The 16861-nt window shown below is 75.3% G+C and carries 12 protein-coding genes; 6 read left to right on the top strand and 6 right to left on the bottom strand.

Annotated features, from left to right (window positions below; translation table 11 throughout):
- Nucleotides 1-45 precede the first annotated feature (45 nt).
- On the top strand, nucleotides 46-1752 hold the full coding sequence (locus ACZ6AQ_RS24790; protein ID WP_468762402.1) for a serine/threonine-protein kinase: 1707 nt from the start codon (nucleotides 46-48) through the stop codon (nucleotides 1750-1752).
- 95 nt (nucleotides 1753-1847) lie between these two features.
- Here the strand turns inward: ACZ6AQ_RS24790 and ACZ6AQ_RS24795 are convergent, their stop codons facing one another.
- The 3 genes from ACZ6AQ_RS24795 to ACZ6AQ_RS24805 all read right to left on the bottom strand — a co-directional run bounded on the left by ACZ6AQ_RS24795 (nucleotide 1848) and on the right by ACZ6AQ_RS24805 (nucleotide 4518).
- A complete protein-coding gene (locus ACZ6AQ_RS24795; protein WP_468762404.1) occupies nucleotides 1848-2426 on the bottom strand; it encodes an isochorismatase family protein in 579 nt (192 codons plus the stop codon).
- A gap of 100 nt (nucleotides 2427-2526) precedes the next feature.
- Entirely contained in the window at nucleotides 2527-2937 is a 411-nt protein-coding gene (locus ACZ6AQ_RS24800) for a nuclear transport factor 2 family protein (protein ID WP_468762406.1), read from the bottom strand.
- 168 nt (nucleotides 2938-3105) lie between these two features.
- Complete coding sequence (locus tag ACZ6AQ_RS24805) at nucleotides 3106-4518, bottom strand: aminopeptidase P family protein (protein ID WP_468762408.1); 1413 nt, start codon at nucleotides 4516-4518, stop codon at nucleotides 3106-3108.
- Between the two features lie 196 nt (nucleotides 4519-4714).
- Here ACZ6AQ_RS24805 and ACZ6AQ_RS24810 point away from each other — a divergent pair, with 196 nt between their 5' ends.
- Nucleotides 4715-5698, top strand: coding sequence for a LuxR family transcriptional regulator (locus tag ACZ6AQ_RS24810; protein ID WP_468762410.1), 984 nt, complete (start codon nucleotides 4715-4717; stop codon nucleotides 5696-5698).
- Here ACZ6AQ_RS24810 and ACZ6AQ_RS24815 read toward each other — a convergent pair.
- Nucleotides 5592-7724: a prolyl oligopeptidase family serine peptidase gene (locus ACZ6AQ_RS24815; protein ID WP_468762412.1), complete on the bottom strand. Its 2133-nt coding sequence runs from the start codon at nucleotides 7722-7724 to the stop codon at nucleotides 5592-5594. The genes ACZ6AQ_RS24810 and ACZ6AQ_RS24815 overlap by 107 nt on opposite strands.
- A 169-nt stretch (nucleotides 7725-7893) precedes the next feature.
- Between ACZ6AQ_RS24815 and ACZ6AQ_RS24820 the strand changes: the two genes are divergently transcribed.
- Together ACZ6AQ_RS24820 and ACZ6AQ_RS24825 are read left to right on the top strand one after the other, a co-directional pair.
- Nucleotides 7894-8862: a dimethylarginine dimethylaminohydrolase family protein gene (locus ACZ6AQ_RS24820; protein ID WP_468762414.1), complete on the top strand. Its 969-nt coding sequence runs from the start codon at nucleotides 7894-7896 to the stop codon at nucleotides 8860-8862.
- 78 nt (nucleotides 8863-8940) lie between these two features.
- Nucleotides 8941-10068: an NAD(P)-binding domain-containing protein gene (locus ACZ6AQ_RS24825; RefSeq protein WP_468762416.1), complete on the top strand. Its 1128-nt coding sequence runs from the start codon at nucleotides 8941-8943 to the stop codon at nucleotides 10066-10068.
- A 197-nt stretch (nucleotides 10069-10265) separates the two neighbouring features.
- On the opposite strand, the gene mltG is transcribed toward ACZ6AQ_RS24825, so the two are convergent.
- Complete coding sequence (gene mltG, locus ACZ6AQ_RS24830) at nucleotides 10266-11141, bottom strand: endolytic transglycosylase MltG (RefSeq protein WP_468762418.1); 876 nt, start codon at nucleotides 11139-11141, stop codon at nucleotides 10266-10268.
- A gap of 78 nt (nucleotides 11142-11219) precedes the next feature.
- Nucleotides 11220-13079, bottom strand: a complete 1860-nt coding sequence (locus ACZ6AQ_RS24835) for an ABC transporter ATP-binding protein (RefSeq protein ID WP_468762420.1) — start codon at nucleotides 13077-13079, stop codon at nucleotides 11220-11222.
- An 87-nt stretch (nucleotides 13080-13166) separates the two neighbouring features.
- On the opposite strand from ACZ6AQ_RS24835, the gene ACZ6AQ_RS24840 reads away from it, so the two are divergent.
- Together ACZ6AQ_RS24840 and ACZ6AQ_RS24845 are read left to right on the top strand one after the other, a co-directional pair.
- The gene (locus ACZ6AQ_RS24840) at nucleotides 13167-13727 is read left to right on the top strand and encodes a MarR family winged helix-turn-helix transcriptional regulator (protein ID WP_468762422.1); all 561 of its coding nucleotides are present in this window, start codon (nucleotides 13167-13169) and stop codon (nucleotides 13725-13727) included.
- A gap of 35 nt (nucleotides 13728-13762) precedes the next feature.
- Nucleotides 13763-16687: an FAD-binding and (Fe-S)-binding domain-containing protein gene (locus ACZ6AQ_RS24845; protein ID WP_468762424.1), complete on the top strand. Its 2925-nt coding sequence runs from the start codon at nucleotides 13763-13765 to the stop codon at nucleotides 16685-16687.
- Nucleotides 16688-16861 lie beyond the last annotated feature (174 nt).

The raw sequence follows: 16861 nt of genomic DNA on the forward strand, positions 1-16861 counted from the left end.
TACCGGCTCGGGGACCGGGAGAGATCCGACTACAGGGGTGCGCGCGTGAGCAGAGTGATCGACGGCCGTTTCGAACTGCTGGAGCGGCTGGGCGGCGGCGGCATGGGGACGGTGTGGCGCGCCCGCGACCTGTCCCTCCACCGCGACGTGGCGCTCAAGGAGGTGCGCCCGCCGGACCCCGCGATGGCCGAGTACGACCCCGAGGGCGCCCGGACCCTGCGCGCCAGGGTGCTGCGGGAGGCCCGCGCCCTGGCCCGGATCGACCACCCCAACGTGGTGACGATCCACCACATCGTGGACGCGGGCGAGGGGACCTACCCGTGGCTCGTGATGGAGCTGGTCACCGGCGGCACCCTCCAGGGGCGGCTCGACCGGGGCACGATGACCCCCGCCGAGGCCGCCGGGCTCGGCCTCGGGCTGCTCGCGGCCCTGCGCGCCGCTCACGAACGGGGCATCGAACACCGTGACGTGAAGCCCGCCAACGTCCTGCTGCGGCCCGACGGGCGGCCGGTCCTCACCGACTTCGGCATCGCGGCGATCCGGGAGTCCACGGCCCTGACGGCCTCGGGCTCGATCATCGGCTCGCCCGACTACATGGCGCCCGAGCGCGTCCGGGGCGGCGCGAGCGGCCCGGCGGCCGACCTGTGGTCGCTGGCCATGCTGCTGTACGTGGCGGTGGAGGGCCACCACCCGCTGCGCCGGGAGAACACCCTCGCGACCCTCGCGGCGGTCCTCTCCGACGACGTGCCCCCTCCGGTCCGGGCGGGCGCGCTGACCGGCGTGCTGACGCGCCTCCTCGTGCGGGACCCGGCCGCGCGCCCGGACGCGGAGGAGCTGGACCGCGTACTGGCCGCCGTCGCGGCGGGGGCCCCCGGGGGCGGCGACGCCGTACGGGACCGGGTGCCGGACGCCGGGGACGGGCGGGCCGGGGGCGGGGACGCGGGGACGATGCCGCTCCGGTCGGTGCCGGCGGTCCCGGCGGGAGCGCCGGCGGGACCGGCGGGGGCGTGGGCAGGGCCGGCCGGGGTCCCGGCCGGCCCTCCGCCCCCCTCTCCCCCGGCCGCCCCGGCGGCGGGCACCCCCGGGCGGCGCGGGCGCCGGGTCTTCGGGGCGGCGGCCGTGGTGGCGGTCCTCGCGGTGGGCGTGCCCGTCGCCGTGAACCGGGACTGGGGAACGGCCGAGCCGAACGGTGGGCCGACCGCCGCTCCCTCGCGGCAGGGTCCCGCGGCCCGGCGCCCCACGGTGTCGGGGACACCCGCCGGGGAGACGGGCTCCGCGAAGGAGACGGGCTCCGGGAAGACCGACCTGCTGACGCCCGCCGGGGCGCGGACCGCCGTCGCGGCCGTCAAGGCGGCCTCGGGGGGCGCCAAGGTCACCAGCTTCGTCGTGTACCCGGAGTACGCCGTGGCCCAGGTGATGGTCAAGGGCAGCACGAAGCGGTACGACCGCTACATGTACCGGGGCGGGGACGTGGCAGTCCGGGAGGGGCCCGGGGGCACCGTCTTCCCCGGCTCGGTCCCGGCCGACCTGGACTCCTTCTCGTGGGACGCCCTGCCGGCGCTCATGAAGCGCGCCGACACGGAGCTGGGGATCACCAGTCCGACCAGCCGCTATCTGGTCGTCACCCCGGCCTCGACGCTCACGGGCGGCGACGCCGGCCTGAGCGTCTACCTGTCCGACGCGTACGGCTCCGCCCACCTGACGGCCGACGCCCGGGGCCGGGTGATCACCGTCAACCCCCGCGAGGACTGATCCGCGCGGACCGCCGGGCCGCCCGGCCGCCCCGGCACGGGCCCGGGGCGGCCGGGCGAACAGGCACAGGGCCGGCGCCGGGGCCGGGGCCGGACTCAGCCCCTTCCGGGGGCCGTGAAGGCGACCTCGGCGGCCGGTACGGTGACCTCCGCGTCGCTCCCGAGGGCGTACGCGGCCACCCGCGAGGCCGTCGCGGCCGGGATCACCCCGCTGACGCCCGGCACGGCCGGGACGTCCTGGGTGGCGTGGGCGTCGTGCGGCACGACGACCCGGTGACCGCGCTCCAGGGCCGTGCGGGCCGTCGCCTGGACGCACATCTCCGACATCACGCCGCAGACGGCGACCGCCCGCACCCCCGCTTCGGCGAGCACACCGCCCAGCGGTGTGTCCCGGAAGCCGTCGTCGTGGGACTTGCGGATCACCAGCTCCGCGGGGCCCGGCTCCACGGGGTGGTGCAACTCCCAGCCGGGGGTGTGGGGTTCATCCTCCGCTCCGGGCGGCCCGTCGTTCTGGAGGTGGACGACGAGCGCCCCGCTCCTGCGGGCCCGGGCGATCAGGTCCGCCGTGCGGTCGACGAGGCGTGCCGCCGCGGGCACGGCCCCGTCCCCGGTGACGAACGCCGACTGCACGTCCACGACGATCAGTGCTTCCACGGGGCGCGCGCGCTGGGTCATCCCGCCATCCTCGCCCGGCGGGCCCGCGTCCACCACGGGTTTTCGGCCGCCCCGCCGGGCGCGGGCCCCGGGGCGGCGACGGCCCCGGAGCCGGGCGTGCTCACCGTCCGCCCTCCGCGGGGGTCGCGGCGGCCTCCTCCCGGATGCGGTCGAACTGGGCGCCCATGGCGGCGGAGAGCGCCTGGGCGGCGGAGAGGGGGCGGACCATGACGGTGAACTCGTCGATCCTCCCCTCCTCGTCGAAGTGGAGGAAGTCGCAGCCCTGGATCTCCTTGTCCCCGACCTTCGCGGTGAAGACGAAGGCGTGGTCGCGGCCGTCCGCGCTCCCGATCTCGCGGACGTAGCGGAAGTCGGAGAAGACGCGGAGGGCCGCGCGCAGGATCGTGGCGGTGACGGCCCTGCCGGAGTAGGGCCGGAAGACGACCGGGCTGGTGAAGACGACGTCCTCGGCGAGCAGGGCCTCGACGGCCGCGGAGTCGCGGTTCTCCACGGCGGTGCGGAACGGGTGCACGGGGCGGCTCCATGGGCAACTAGTTGAATAGGCGTGCCCTCACCCAACCGCATGACGCGGGGCCCGTCCAGTGGCCGGCCGCCGCGCGTCGTACCGCGCCGCCCTCCCGCCGGGGGCACGGTGGCCGCCCGCGCGGGGGGCGGTGCGGGCGCGCGGGCGGCGGTGCGGTCAGCCCCCCACCCTCGCCATCCACGCCTCGACCTCGTCCGGGGAGCGCGGCAGCCCCGCCGACAGGTTCTCGTGGCCGTCGTCGGTGACGAGCAGGTCGTCCTCGATCCGCACGCCGATGCCGCGCCACTCCTCGGGCACGGTCAGGTCGTCGGGCTGGAAGTACAGGCCCGGCTCGACGGTCAGGACCATGCCCGGGACGAGGACGCCGTCGACGTACTCCCCGGTGCGCGCGGCCGCGCAGTCGTGGACGTCCAGGCCGAGCATGTGGCCGGTCCCGGCCATGGTGAAGCGGCGCTGGAGACCGAGGGCGTACGCGCGGTCCGCCGGGCCCTCGACGAACCCCCACTCCACCAGGCGGGCCGCCAGGTGGCGCTGCGCCGCCTCGTGGAAGGCGCGGTACGGGGCACCCGGCCGCACCGCCGCCATCCCGGCCTCCTGGGCCTCGTACACGGCTTCGTACACCCGGCGCTGGACGGGGGTGAAGGTCCCGCTCACCGGAAGGGTGCGGGTCACGTCGGCGGTGTAGAGGGAACGGGTCTCCACGCCCGCGTCGAGGAGGAGCAGGTCCCCGGGCCGCACCGGTCCGTCGTTCTCCGTCCAGTGCATGATCGTGGCGTGTTCGCCCGCGGCGCAGATCGAGCCGTAGCCGACGGAGTTGCCCTCCAGGCGGGCCCGGCGGAAGAAGGTGCCCTCGATCCAGCGCTCGGACGAGGCGACCGCCCGCGAGAGCTCCCCGACGCAGTCGGTGAAGCCGCGCACGGTGGAGTCGACCGCCTTGCGCATCTCCCCGATCTCCCAGGCGTCCTTCACGAGCCGGAGTTCGCTCAGCGCCTCCTCCAGTTCCCCGTCGCGCTCCTCGTCGGTGGTGACGGCGGCTTCGAGGGCCGGGTCGATCCCCCGGACGATCCGGGTCGGCGCACCGGAGCCGGCGGCCAGGTCCCCGGCGGCGGTGCGGACGTCGCGGCAGGGCAGGCCGAGGACGGCCTCGGCCTCCGCGAGGGACCGGCGCCGCCCCGTCCACAGCTCGGCCGTGTAGCCGGTCCAGAACTCGTCGTCCTTCCGGCTGTCGCGGGGCAGCTGGTAGCAGTGGGCGTCGTGGCCGCCGTCCGCGCGGGGTTCGAGGACGAGGGCGCTGTCGCGGGCCCGGTCGCCGGTCATGTGCACGTAGCCCGAGTACGGGCGGAACGGGTAGGTGTCGTCGTTGGAGCGGGTCTTGAGGTTCCCCGAGGGGATCACCAGGCGCTCGCCGGGGAAGCGGGCGGAGAGCGCGGCACGGCGGCGGGCCGCGTACGGGGCCTGCTCGTCGGGTTCGAGGCCGTGCTGTTCCGTGTCCGCCCATCCCGTCCTCATCAGGGCGGAAAGCTCCTCGGAGACGCCTTCGTAGAGACCGTTCTTGCGGCCCTTCGCCATGTCCCGCACCCTCTTCCGTTTCTTCCGTTTCCTGTGGGACGTCGTCCCCCGGCCGCCGGTCGTCGGTCGTCGGTCGTCGGTCGTCGGTCGTCGGCGGTTCCCGGACGGTACTGCGTCCGGTGCCCGCCGGTGGCCGGGGAGTGCCACTGGCACGGATCGGCCGTCCGGGCCGGCGCGGGGGCCGATAATGCGGTCCATGGCGAACGCGAAGCTCGGTGAGGCCCTGCGGCTCCTGGGGATCGGTGAACGGGCCCGGCGGATCTATCCGCACCTCCTGGAGCTCGGTCCCGCGCCGCTGTCCGCGATCGGCGCGGCGGCCGGTCTGGAGGGCGCCGAGCTGGCGGCGGCCTACGGCGAACTGGCCGACGCGGGGCTCGCGAGCCCCGGCGGGGACGACGGGGAGCCGGTGGCGCCCGTGCCGCCGGCGGCGGGGCTGGAGATCCTGGGGCGGCACCGGACGGCCGAACTGGACGAGTCCCGGATCACGGTCGGCGGAGCGTTCGAGTCCTTCCGGCGGCAGCGGCTGACCGCGTACCACGACGGTCTGGTCGAGGTGGTGACCGGCGAGGCGGTCGGCCTCCGCATGCGGCACGCCTGGGCCGGGGCGCGCGAGCAGATCCGGCAGCTGGACTCGCCGCCGTACTTCCCGCTGCCGGGCGCCACCGACGACGCCCTGGCGACCCTGGCGCGCGGGGTGACGCAGCGCGTCGTCTACTCGCGGGCGTCCCTGGAGTACCCGGGGCAGCTGGAGGAGTCGATCGAGCCGTGCGTGGAGGCGGGCGAGCAGGCGCGGGTGCTGCCCTCGGTGCCGGTGAAGCTGGTGATCATCGACGATTCGTACGCGCTGGTCTCGCTCTCCATCAAGGAGGCCGACGTCCACAACAGCATGCTCGTCGTGCAGCCCTGCGGCCTGCTCTCGGCGCTCGTGGCGCTCTTCGAGCAGGCGTGGCGGAGCGCGCTGCCCCTGCACGGCCGTTCGGTGCGGCCGGCCGGGCTGGCGCCCGCCGACCGCAGGCTGTTGCGGCTGCTCGCGGCCGGGGCGAGCGACGACGCCATCGCCCGGGAGATCGGGGTCAGCCGCCGTACGCTCTTCCGCCGGATCCAGGTCCTGATGGCCCGGCTCGGTGCCGGGAGCCGCTTCCAGATGGCGCTCCAGGCGCAGCGCGCGGGGTGGCTGTGACCCCGGTGGCCTCTGCTCGGGCGAGGTGCCGCCACAGGAAGGTGTGGACGAGGGCGCTGTTGTGGGCGGCCTGTTCGTTGTCCCCGGCGCCCGCGTGGCCTCCGCCGGTGTTCTCGTGGAACAGGACGGGGTGACCCAGCTCCCGGAGCCGCGCGGCCGTCTTGCGGGCGTGGCCGGGGTGGACGCGGTCGTCGCGGGTCGAGGTCGTCAGGAGGACGGGCGGGTAGGTCCGGTCCGCCTCGATCCGGTGGTACGGGGAGAGGTCGCGCAGGTGCGGCAGGTCGGCCCCGTCGTCCGGGTCGCCGTACTCGGCGATCCAGGACGCGCCCGCGAGGAGCTTGTGGAAGCGGGTCATGTCGAGGAGCGGCACCTGGGCGACGATCGCGCCGAACAGCTCCGGGTACCGGGTGAGCATCGCGCCCATGAGCAGGCCGCCGTTGCTGCCGCCCGTCGCGCCCAGCATGGCGGGGGTGGTGACGCCCCGGGCGACGAGGTCCCGGGCGACGGCCGCGAAGTCCTCGAAGGCGCGCGGTCGCGCGTCCCGCAGCGCGGCCCGGTGCCAGTCCGGGCCGTACTCGCCGCCGCCCCGGATGTTGGCGACGACGTACGTCCCGCCGCGCTCCAGCCAGGCCCGGCCCCGTACCGCGCCGTAGGAGGGGGTGAGGGAGATTTCGAAGCCGCCGTAGCCGTGGAGCAGGGTGGGGCCGGGCCCGGTGACGGCGTGGTCGGGGCCGACGGTGAAGTACGGCACGCGGGTGCCGTCCGGGGAGGTCGCGAAGTGCTGCCCGACCGTCAGGCCGGTCGTGTCGAAGCGGTCCGGGGCCTGCTTGAGGACCTCCGTGTCGCCGCCGACGTCCCCCCGGTGGAGGGTGGGGGGCTGGAGGAAGCCGGACACGTCGAGGAAGTACTCGTCGGAGACGTCCGGATCCGTGCCGACGACGTCGGCCTCGGAGAACGGCGGGACGCCGGCGAGGGGCGCGCGCTTCCAGGGGCCTTCGGCGGCCGGGGTGAGGACCTCGACGCGGGTGCTGACGTCGCGCATCGTCCGCAGGATCAGGTGGTGGCGGGTCCAGGAGCATCCGGCGAGGGCGGTCCGCGCGTCGGGGGCGAACAGGACCTCGTGGGCGCGGTCGCCCGCCAGGAAGGCGTCGAAGCCGAACGCGAGGAGGGAGCCGGCGGGACGGCCGAGCCACTCGGACCTGAGCTCGACGACCAGGTGCCGGCGGTGCGCGTGGACGGAGGCGTCGTCGGGCACCTCGATCCGTACGGGCGTCCCGCCGGGCTCCAGGAGGTACGTCTCGCTCCGGAAGAAGTCCGGCGAGCGGCCGACGAACTCCCGCTCGAAGCCGGGCGTGGTGTCGCGGTACCCCCAGACCGCCACGTCCCCGCTCTCGCCCTCGAAGACCTGCTCGGACTCCTCCAGCGGGGTGCCGCGCCGCCACCGGCGGACCGTGCGGGGGTAGCCGGAGTCGGTCAGCGAACCGGGTCCGGTGTCCGTGCCGACGAAGACGGTGTCGGCGTCGATCCAGCCGATGCTCGTCTTCGCCTCCGGCACGTGGAAGCCGTCCCGGACGAACCGGCGGCCGGCGAGGTCGAACTCGCGGACCACCACGGCGTCGCCGCCGTCCCGCGAGAGGCGCACCAGGGCCCGGTCGCGGTCGGGCCGGCGCACGACCGCCCCGCCCCACACCCACTTCTCGTCCTCCTCGGCGGCGAGCGCGTCGAGGTCGAGGAGGACCTCCCACGCGGGCGCGTCCTTGCGGTACTCCTCCGGGGTGGTGCGCCGCCACACCCCGCGGACGTGCCCGGCGTCCCGCCAGAAGTTGTAGAGGTGCGGGCCCCGGCGGGTCACGTACGGGATGCGGTCCGGGGCGTCGAGGACCTCCCGCAGGCGCTCCTTCAGCGGGGCGAAGCCCGGATCGGCGGCCAGGGCCTCCGCCGTCTCGGCGTTCCGCTCGGCCACCCACGCGAGGGCGGCGTCGCCGGAGACCTCTTCCAGCCACAGGTACGGGTCGTCGTCGCTCATCCCCGTATTGTGCGGGACCGGCGCGCGGGGGCGGAGGGGCCGGGGCGGACGGGACCGGCGCCCCCGGCCTGCGGGGCGGCGGACCGGCTCGCCGGGCGGACCGCCGGGGCGCGCGTTACCGTCACGGGAGACCCGCGGGCCGGCCGGGCCCGACGCCGGGAGGAGCGCCGTGGACGAGGTGTACGTGGAGAGCGAGTTCGCTCCGCTGCGGACGGTGGTGCTGGCCCGGAGCGAGGTGTCGATCCCCTCGTCGGCGGTGTCGTCGGACGGTCTCCGTTTCCTGCCCCCGGAGGCACGGGACAGCCTCTCCGCCGGGGGCGACATGAGGGACTTCGCCCCGGAGCGGCAGGCCCGCTGGGAGAAGGAGCGGGAGGCGTTCCGCGCGGTTCTCGAACGGTACGGGGTCCGGGTCCTCCGGCCCCGTCCGCTGACCCCGGCGGAGAAGACGGCCGACGGCGACGGTTACGCCAACTTCTTCGTCCGCGACCCGTTCTTCACCGTCGGCGACCAGGTCGTCGAGGGGTCCATGCGCCTCCTGCACCGGCGCCGCGAGGTGCTGCCGCTGCGGGAGGTGATGCGCGACCACGTGTATCCGGCCGACTGCGCGTACGTCGCGGTGCCCGTGCCGGAGGTCGCCGCCCCCGGCGACCCCACCCTCGGCCCGGGACCGTTCCTGGAGGGCGGGGACGTCCTGGTCCTCGGCAGGAAGGTCTTCGTCGGGGTCTCGGGACTCGCCTCGAACGCGCTGGGCGTCCGGTGGCTGGCCAAGTTCCTGGCGCCCCACGGCTACACGGTCGAGACGGTGCGTCTGCACGAACGCGTCCTGCACCTGGACTGCGCCCTCGGGTTCGTGCGGGAGGGGCTTCTCGTCGTCTGCGAGGAGGCGCTGCCGAACGGGGTCCCCGACGCGCTCGCGGGGTGGGAGAGGATCACCGTCGAGCTCGGCCGTGCCTCCTCCCTGGCCGTCAACGGCCTTCCCCTGGGACCGGACGCGTACGTCACCGATCCCGAGTTCTCGTTCCTCGGGCGGGAGATCGAGAAGCACGGCGTCCACGTCGCGTACGTGGACTTCTCCGTCACCCGTTCCCTGGGCGGGTCCTTCCGCTGCAGCACCCAGCCCCTCCTGAGGACGTACTGAGCCCCGGCCCCTCCGGCCCGGGTCCCCCGCCGGGGCGGGCGCGGGAAGATCCACGCCTTCGCCACAGTTGGTAGAAGCGTGAACGTTTTCGAGGCCGAAAAGACGGGCGGGACGGCGGCGCCGGCGGACGTCCGCGCGGTGGACGTCGTCGTGGTCGGCGCCGGGCAGGCGGGGCTCTCCGCCGCCTTCCACCTGCGGCGCGCCGGCCTGGAGCCGGACCGGGACTTCGTCGTCCTCGACCACGCGCCGCGCCCGGGCGGCGCGTGGCAGTTCCGGTGGCCGTCCCTGACGTACGGGAAGGTCCACGGGATGTACGCGCTGCCGGGGATGGAGCTGACCGGCGCGGACCCCGGGCGCCCCTCCTCGGAGGTGATCGGCGCCTACTTCGACGCGTACGAGCGGACCTTCGGCCTGCGGGTCCACCGGCCCGTGGACGTCACCGCCGTCCGGGAGGGCGAAGGCGGCAGGCTCCGGGTCGAGAGCTCGGAAGGCGTGTACGCGACCCGGGCCCTGATCAACGCCACCGGCACCTGGGACCGGCCCTTCTGGCCCCGCTACCCGGGCCAGGAGACCTTCCGGGGCCGTCAGCTGCACACCGCCGGTTACCCGGGCCCGCGGGAGTTCGCCGGGCGGCGGGTGCTCGTGGTGGGCGGCGGGGCCTCCGGAACCCAGCACCTGATGGAGATCGCGGAGGTCGCGGCGGAGACGTTCTGGGTGACCCGGCGCGAACCCGTCTTCCGGGAGGGCCCGTTCGGGGAGGCGGAGGGGCGGGCGGCCGTCGCGCTCGTGGAGGAGCGGGTGCGGCGCGGGCTGCCCCCGCGGAGCGTCGTCTCGGTCACCGGCCTGCCCCTGAACGACGCGGTCCGGGCGGCGCGCGAGCGTGGGGTCCTGGACCGGCTCCCGATGTTCGACCGGATCACCCCGACCGGGGTGGCCTGGGACGACGGCCGGACGGCCGACGTGGACGTGATCCTGTGGGCGACCGGTTTCCGGCCCGTGATCGACCACCTGGCGCCGCTGCGGCTGCGGGAACCGGGCGGCGGCGTCCGGCTGGAGGGGACGCGCGCGGTGCGGGACGAACGCGTCCACCTCGTGGGGTACGGCCCCTCGGCCTCGACGATCGGCGCCAACCGGGCCGGGCGGGCGGCCGTCTCCGGTGTCCGCCGCCTCCTGGAGCGCGAACCGGCCGCCGCCCCGGCGGGCTGAGGAGCCGCGCCGGTTCCTTCCGGGGACTCGGCAGGGCGGTCCGGTCCGGTCAGGTCCGGTTCGATCCAGTCCGGTCCGGTTCGGTCCGGTTCGGTTCGATCCAGTCCGGTTCGGTCCGGTCCGGTTCGGTTCGATTCGGTCCGGTCCGTTCCGGTCCGGTCCGGCGGAGCGAACGGCCCGCGGGGCGGCCCGTCGCCTCAGCCCTTCTCCGCGCTCCGGTTGGCGTTGAACTCGGCCACGTTCGCCCGGTGGGACGCGTAGTCGGCGGTGAAGCGGGTGTCGCCGGGCGCCACGGTGACGAAGTAGAGCCAGTCCCCGTCCGCCGGGCGGATCACCGCGTCCAGGGCCTGGTCCCCCGGGTTGCCGATGGGGGCCGGCGGCAGGCCCTTGCGCGCGTAGGTGTTGTACGGACTGGCCGACCGGGTCTCCCGGTACGTGGTGTCCACGGTGCTGCGGCCCAGCGCGTAGTTCAGGGTCGAGTCCATCTGGAGGGCCATGCCCCGGGCGAGGCGGTTGTGGACGACCCGGGCGACCTTGGCCATGTCGTCCGGGTTGTCGGCCTCGGCCTGGACGATGCTGGCCGCGATCACCGTCTCGTACACGCTCAGTCCGTGGGCCCGCGCGCCCTCGGCGACCTTCGCGGTGCCGAACCGTCCGCCCGCCGTGGCCACCATGGAGCGCAGCAGGTCCCGGGGGTCGGTGGTGGGCAGGACCGGGTAGGTCGCCGGGAAGAGGTACCCCTCGGGGTTGCCCCGGGCCTCGGCGGGCAGGGGGAGCGCGGCCGCGGTCGCGGTCTTCCGGGCGGTTCCCCGGGGGAGGCCGAGCGCCCGGTCGACGGCCGTGTAGACCTGGGCCGACCGCCAGCCCTCCGGGACGAGCAGGGGACGGGGCCGTTCGGCGGCCGGTCCGCCGCGTGCGAGCAGCAGCGCCACGGCGACCGCGACGGCCGCGGCGAGGACGGCTCCGAGGAGGAGGGCCACGCGGCCGCGCCGGGTGAGACGGGGACGGCGGGGCGGCCGGGGAAGGGAGGGACGGCGCGGGGGCGCGTACGGGGACGGCGACCGGTACGTCATGGGCGCACGCTAACCCGGCCCGTACGAAAATCGGGGGAACCCGGGCACGCGGCGGTCACCGGCCCCCGGGACGGACGATCACCCGTTCCGGCGCGCGACCGCCGTCGCGTCCGCCGGTGCTCCCTCCTCCGGCGCCGTACGGGCGTCCCTGCGGACCAGGGCGGCGTACCGTCCGTCCCGGGCGAGCAGTTCCTCGTGCGTCCCGCGCTCCACGATCCGGCCCTCCTCCAGGACGACGATCTGGTCGGCGTCGCGGACGGTGGAGAGGCGGTGGGCGATGGTGATGGTGGTGCGGTCGGCCGAGAGGGCGTCGACGGCCTGCTGCACGGCGTGTTCGGTACGGGTGTCGAGGGCGCTGGTGGCCTCGTCGAGGATCAGCACGGGCGGGTCGCGCAGGATGGTGCGGGCGATGGCGAGGCGCTGCTTCTCCCCGCCCGAGAAGCGGTGGCCGCGCTCGCCGACCAGGGTGTCGTAGCCGTCGGGGAGCGCGGCGACGTGGTCGTGGATGTGGGCGGCGCGGGCGGCGGCCTCGATCTCCTCGTCGGTGGCGTCCGGTTTGGCGAAGCGGAGGTTGTCGGCGACGGAGGCGTGGAAGAGGTACGTCTCCTGGGAGACGACGCCGATCGCGCGGGCGAGGGTGTCGAAGTCCAGGTCGCGCACGTCGACGCCGTCGAGGGTGACGCGTCCGTCGGTGACGTCGTACAGCCGGGGCACGAGGAGGCCGAGGGTGGACTTGCCGGAGCCGGTGGGGCCGACGACGGCCAGGCTGCCGCCGGCGGGGACGGTCAGGTCGACGGCGTCCAGGGTCGCGCGGCCGGGGGCCTCGGGGTCGTACCGGAACTCGACCTTCTCGAAGGAGACCTCGCCGCGGACCACGGGCAGCCGGACGGGCTCGGCGGGTTCGGTGACGTCCACCGGCAGGTCGAGGTATTCGAAGATGCGCTGGAACAGCGCGAGGGAGGTCTGCATCTGCACACCGGTGGAGAGCAGGCTGACGGCGGGCCGGAAGAGGCCCTGCTGGAGCGAGACGAAGGCGACGAGCGTGCCGAGGGAGATCGCGGTGCCGGCCGAGCCGACCGCCAGGCCGGCGGCCCAGTAGATCAGGGCGGGCATGGCGGCCATGACGATGCCGATGGTGGACATCCGCCAGCGCCCGGCCATGGAGGAGCGCACCTCCAGGTCGACCAGGCGCTCGGACTCCTCGGCGAAGGTCCTGGTCAGGGAGTCGGCACGGCCCATCGTGCGGCCGAGCAGGATGCCGCTGACCGAGAGGGACTCGGTGACGGTCGCGGCCATGGCGGCCATCTGCTTCTGCCGCTGGGTGGTGATCCTCTTCCGTTCGCGGCCGACGCGGCGGCTGATCCAGACGAAGACGGGCAGCAGGAGCAGGGAGACGAGGGTGAGGCGCCAGTCGAGGGCGAGCATGGCGACGACGGTCGCGACGACGGCGGTCAGGTTGGAGACGAGGGAGGTGGCCGTGGAGGTCACGGTCGCCTGCATGCCGCCGATGTCGTTGGCGATGCGGGACTGGACCTCGCCGGTGCGGGTGCGCGTGAAGAAGGCCAGCGACATGCGCTGGAGCCGCTCGTAGACGGCGGTGCGCAGGTCGTGCATGACGCGCTGGCCGACGGTGGTCGAGATGAGGGTCTGGAGCACGCCGAAGACGCTGGTCAGGACGGCGGTGACGATCATGCCGAGGGCGAGCAGGCTGAGCAGCCCGGTGCGGCCCTGGGGGATGGCGACGTCCAGGATCTCCCTGAGCAGGAACGGCGAGGCGACCGAGACGAGCGAGGCGGCGCCGACCAGGAGGCCGACGAGCGCGAGGCGCGCGCGGTAGGGGCGGAAGAGCCGCAGGATGCGCCGCACCTGGGCGGGCTCCTTCGGCTCCCCCGGGTCACGGGGCGGAGGGGTCCATTCGGACCGGTCGTGGGGGCGCATGGGCTCCTTCGGGGGTTCGCTGTCGAACAGAGTTTAGATCACTGTTACCTATGCTCACAATGAACTGCGTCCTGATATTGTTCCCGTATGGACACCCCCGACCGTACGAGCGGCGCCGACCGTACGAACGACACCGGACCGTCGGACGGTCCCGGACCCGCGGACGGTCCCGGCCGCGCGAGCCGCACGGACGGGGCGGGCAGGACGGACGGGACCGACGCCGACGGGCTCCTCGCCGAACAGCTGCTGCGGCTCACCCGCCGTCTGCACCGCGTCCAGAAGCGCCACCTGGAGCCGGTCGGCATCACCCCCGCGCAGTCCCGGCTCCTCCGCACGGTCGCGTCCTTCGGGGAGCCGCCCCGGATGGCCGACCTCGCGGCCCGTCTGGAGGTCGTCCCCAGGGCGGTGACCAGCCTCGTCGACGGCCTGGAGGCGGCCGGCCGGGTGCGCCGGGCGCCCGACCCGGACAACCGCCGCGCGATCCGGATCGAGCTGACCGACGCGGGCCGCGCCACGCTGGGAGAGCTGCGCAACGCGCGCCGGGCGGCCGCGGAGGACATCCTTGATCCCCTGACCGTCGACCAGCGCGAGGTCCTCGGAGGACTGCTGTCCGCCCTGGTCGCCCCCGGCCCGGAGGGCGGCTGCTGACCCCTCGGGCACGCCGCGCCGAAGGGGAGCCCGACATGCCGCTGCTGGAACCGAACCCCCGGACCCTGCGCCCCGGCGTGAAGCGGACCCCGGCCCCGGACCGCGTACCGGACCTCAGGGCCGGGGGGACGCCCCGGCGGCTGCGCGAGGAGCTGACCGAGCTGCTCGGCCCCGGGAAGGTCCTGTCGAAGGTCTCCGACCTGGTCCGCTACGCCTCCGACGCGAGCCCCTACCGCTTCGTCCCGCAGGTCGTCGTGGTCGCCGAGGACATCGACGACGTCTCCGCCGTCCTGTCGTACGCGCGCGGCAAGGGCCGTGCGGTGGTCTTCCGGGCCGCCGGCACCAGCCTCAACGGGCAGGCGCAGGGCGAGGACGTCCTCGTGGACGTGCGCCGCCACTGGGCGGGGGTGGAGGTCCTGGACGGCGGCGCCCGCGTCCGGGTCCGCCCCGGCACCACCGTGGCGCGGACCAACGCGGCGCTCGCCCCGTACGGCCGCGCCCTCGGACCCGATCCCGCCAGCGCGATCGCCTGCACCGTCGGCGGGGTGGTCGCCAACAACGCCTCGGGCATGACGGCGGGCACGACCCGCGACGCGTACCGGACCGTCGCCTCGCTCACCGTCGTCCTGCCGGGCGGCACGGTGGTCGACACCGGGGACCCGCGCGCCGACGAGGAGCTGGCGCGGGCCGAGCCGAAGCTCTGCGCGGAACTGCTCGCGCTGAAGGCGGAGATCGAGGCGGACGCCGGACTGACCGCGCGGATCCGGGCCAAGTACGCGCTCAAGAACACCAACGGATACCGGCTCGACGCCTTCCTCGACGGGGAGACGCCCGCCGGGATCCTGCGGGGCCTCATGGTCGGCTCCGAGGGCACCTTCGGCTTCATCTCCGAGGTCGTCCTCGACACCCTGCCGCTGGACCGCGAGGTCTCCACGGCCCTGCTCCTCTTCCCGTCGCTCCCGGCCGCCGCCGCCGCCGTGCCCCTGTTCAACGGGGCGGGGGCGCTCGCCGTCGAGCTGATGGACGGCAACACCCTGCGGGCCTCGGCGGGCGTGGCGGGCGCCCCGGCGGACTGGGCGGAGCTGCCGGGGCCGACGGCGGCGCTCCTGGTCGAGTTCCGGGCGCCGGACGCGGCGGCCCGGGAGGCGTACGAGCGGGCGGCGGAGGAGGTCCTGGCCGGGCTCGACCTGGTCGCCCCCGTCGCGTCCGCGGAGAACGCGTTCACCCGCGACCCGGAGCGGATCGCCGGGTACTGGAAGGCCCGCAGGGCGTTCGTGGCGGCGGTCGGCGGTGCCCGCCCCTCGGGCACGACCCTGATCACCGAGGACTTCGCGGTGCCGCCGCACCGGCTCGCGGAGGCGTGCGCCACGCTGCTCGACCTCCAGGCCCGGCACGGCTTCGACGCGGCCGTGGCCGGGCACGCCGCCCACGGGAACCTGCACTTCCTGCTCGCCTTCGACGCGGGCGACCCCTCCGACGTCGAGCGGTACGCGGCCTTCATGGACGAGTTCTGCGCGCTCGTCGTGGAGCGGTTCGACGGTTCGCTGAAGGCCGAGCACGCCACCGGCCGCAACATCGCGCCCTTCCTGGAGCTGGAGTGGGGGCCGAAGGCGACCGAGCTGATGTGGCGGACCAAGGAGGCCATCGACCCGGCCGGGGTCCTCGCGCCCCGGATCGTCCTGGACCGCGACCCGCAGGCCCACCTGCGCGGCCTGAAGACGATCCCGACGGTGGAACGGACCGCCGACCCCTGCATCGAGTGCGGGTTCTGCGAACCGGTGTGCCCCAGCCGCGACCTGACGACCACTCCGCGCCAGCGGATCGTGCTGCGCCGGGAGATGCTGCGGCAGAACGACGGCTCGCGGGTCGAGACCCGACTCCTGGAGGCGTACGGGTACGACGCCGTCGACACCTGCGCCGGGGACTCCCTGTGCGCGTCGGCCTGCCCGGTCGGCATCGACACGGGCGCGCTGATGAAGGGATTCCGGCACGAGCGGCACTCCCCGCGCGAGGAGCGGATCGCCGCCCTGGCCGCGCGGCACTTCCGTCTCGTGGAAGCCTCGGCGCGGCTCGCAGTCGCCGCCGCGGACCGGGTCGGCGACCGGGTCCTGACCCCGGTGACGGGGCTCGCCCGCAGGGCGGTCCGCCCCGACCTCGTCCCGGGGTGGCTGCCGGAGATCCCGGGCGCGGCGGCGCGGCGGCTGCCCCGGGCCCACCGTCCGGCGGCGGTCGCCGTCTACTACCCGGCCTGCGTGAACCGCGTCTTCGGGAACCCGGACGGAGAGCCCGGCCCCTCGCTCCCGGAGGCCGTCGTCGCGGTGTCGGCGCGGGCCGGGCGGCCGGTGTGGATCCCGGACGACGTGGCCGGCACCTGCTGCGCGACGATCTGGCACTCCAAGGGGTACGAGCGGGGCAACGAGGTGATGGCGAACCGGATCGTCGAGGCGGCCTGGGGGTGGACGGCGGGCGGGCGGCTGCCGCTCGTGGTGGACGCCTCCTCGTGCGCGCTCGGCATCGCGCGCGAGGTGGTGCCGTACCTGACGGAGGAGAACCGGGCGCTGCACGCGGAGCTGACGGTGGTGGACTCGCCGGTGTGGGCGGCGGACGAGCTCCTCCCCCGCCTCCGGGTGCGCCGCCGGGTCGGGTCCGCCGTGGTCCATCCGACGTGTTCGGCGCTGCGCCTGGGCGGCGGGGAGAAGCTGACCGAGGTGGCCCGGGCGTGCGCGGAGGAGGTCGTGGTCCCGGCCGACGCGGGGTGCTGCGCCTTCGCGGGCGACCGGGGCATGCTGCACCCGGAGCTGACGGCCTCGGCGACGGCCCGCGAGGCGGCCGAGGTCACCGCCCGGCCGTTCGACGCGCACTTCTCGGCCAATCGGACGTGCGAGATCGGGATGGACCGGGCGACGGGCCGGACCTACGGATCGGTGCTGCTCGGCCTGGAGCGCGCCACCCGCCCCTGACCCTCCGTCGGGCGCCCCGCGTCCCCGGTCGGCGGGCCCCTCGCCCCGGGCGGCGAGGGGCCCTTCGTACGTTCGGGTGAGGCACGGGGGCGGTGCGGTTCCGCCCGGGGTCCGGAACAGTACAGTCCGGTCATCCGTCTCCCGTGTCCCGCCGGCACCCTTGCGGGCCGCCGG

The organism is Streptomyces sp. NPDC041191 (assembly GCF_055591945.1).

What these genes read in the sequence shown, in the direction of transcription:
- ACZ6AQ_RS24795 (WP_468762404.1), bottom strand. Translation starts at nt 2,426, where the DNA reads ATGACCCAGCGCGCGCGCCCCGTGGAAGCACTGATCGTCGTGGACGTG.
- ACZ6AQ_RS24805 (WP_468762408.1), bottom strand. Translation starts at nt 4,518, where the DNA reads ATGGCGAAGGGCCGCAAGAACGGTCTCTACGAAGGCGTCTCCGAGGAG.
- ACZ6AQ_RS24810 (WP_468762410.1), top strand. Translation starts at nt 4,715, where the DNA reads ATGGCGAACGCGAAGCTCGGTGAGGCCCTGCGGCTCCTGGGGATCGGT.
- ACZ6AQ_RS24815 (WP_468762412.1), bottom strand. Translation starts at nt 7,724, where the DNA reads ATGAGCGACGACGACCCGTACCTGTGGCTGGAAGAGGTCTCCGGCGAC.
- mltG (WP_468762418.1), bottom strand. Translation starts at nt 11,141, where the DNA reads ATGACGTACCGGTCGCCGTCCCCGTACGCGCCCCCGCGCCGTCCCTCC.
- ACZ6AQ_RS24835 (WP_468762420.1), bottom strand. Translation starts at nt 13,079, where the DNA reads ATGCGCCCCCACGACCGGTCCGAATGGACCCCTCCGCCCCGTGACCCG.
- ACZ6AQ_RS24840 (WP_468762422.1), top strand. Translation starts at nt 13,167, where the DNA reads ATGGACACCCCCGACCGTACGAGCGGCGCCGACCGTACGAACGACACC.
- ACZ6AQ_RS24845 (WP_468762424.1), top strand. Translation starts at nt 13,763, where the DNA reads ATGCCGCTGCTGGAACCGAACCCCCGGACCCTGCGCCCCGGCGTGAAG.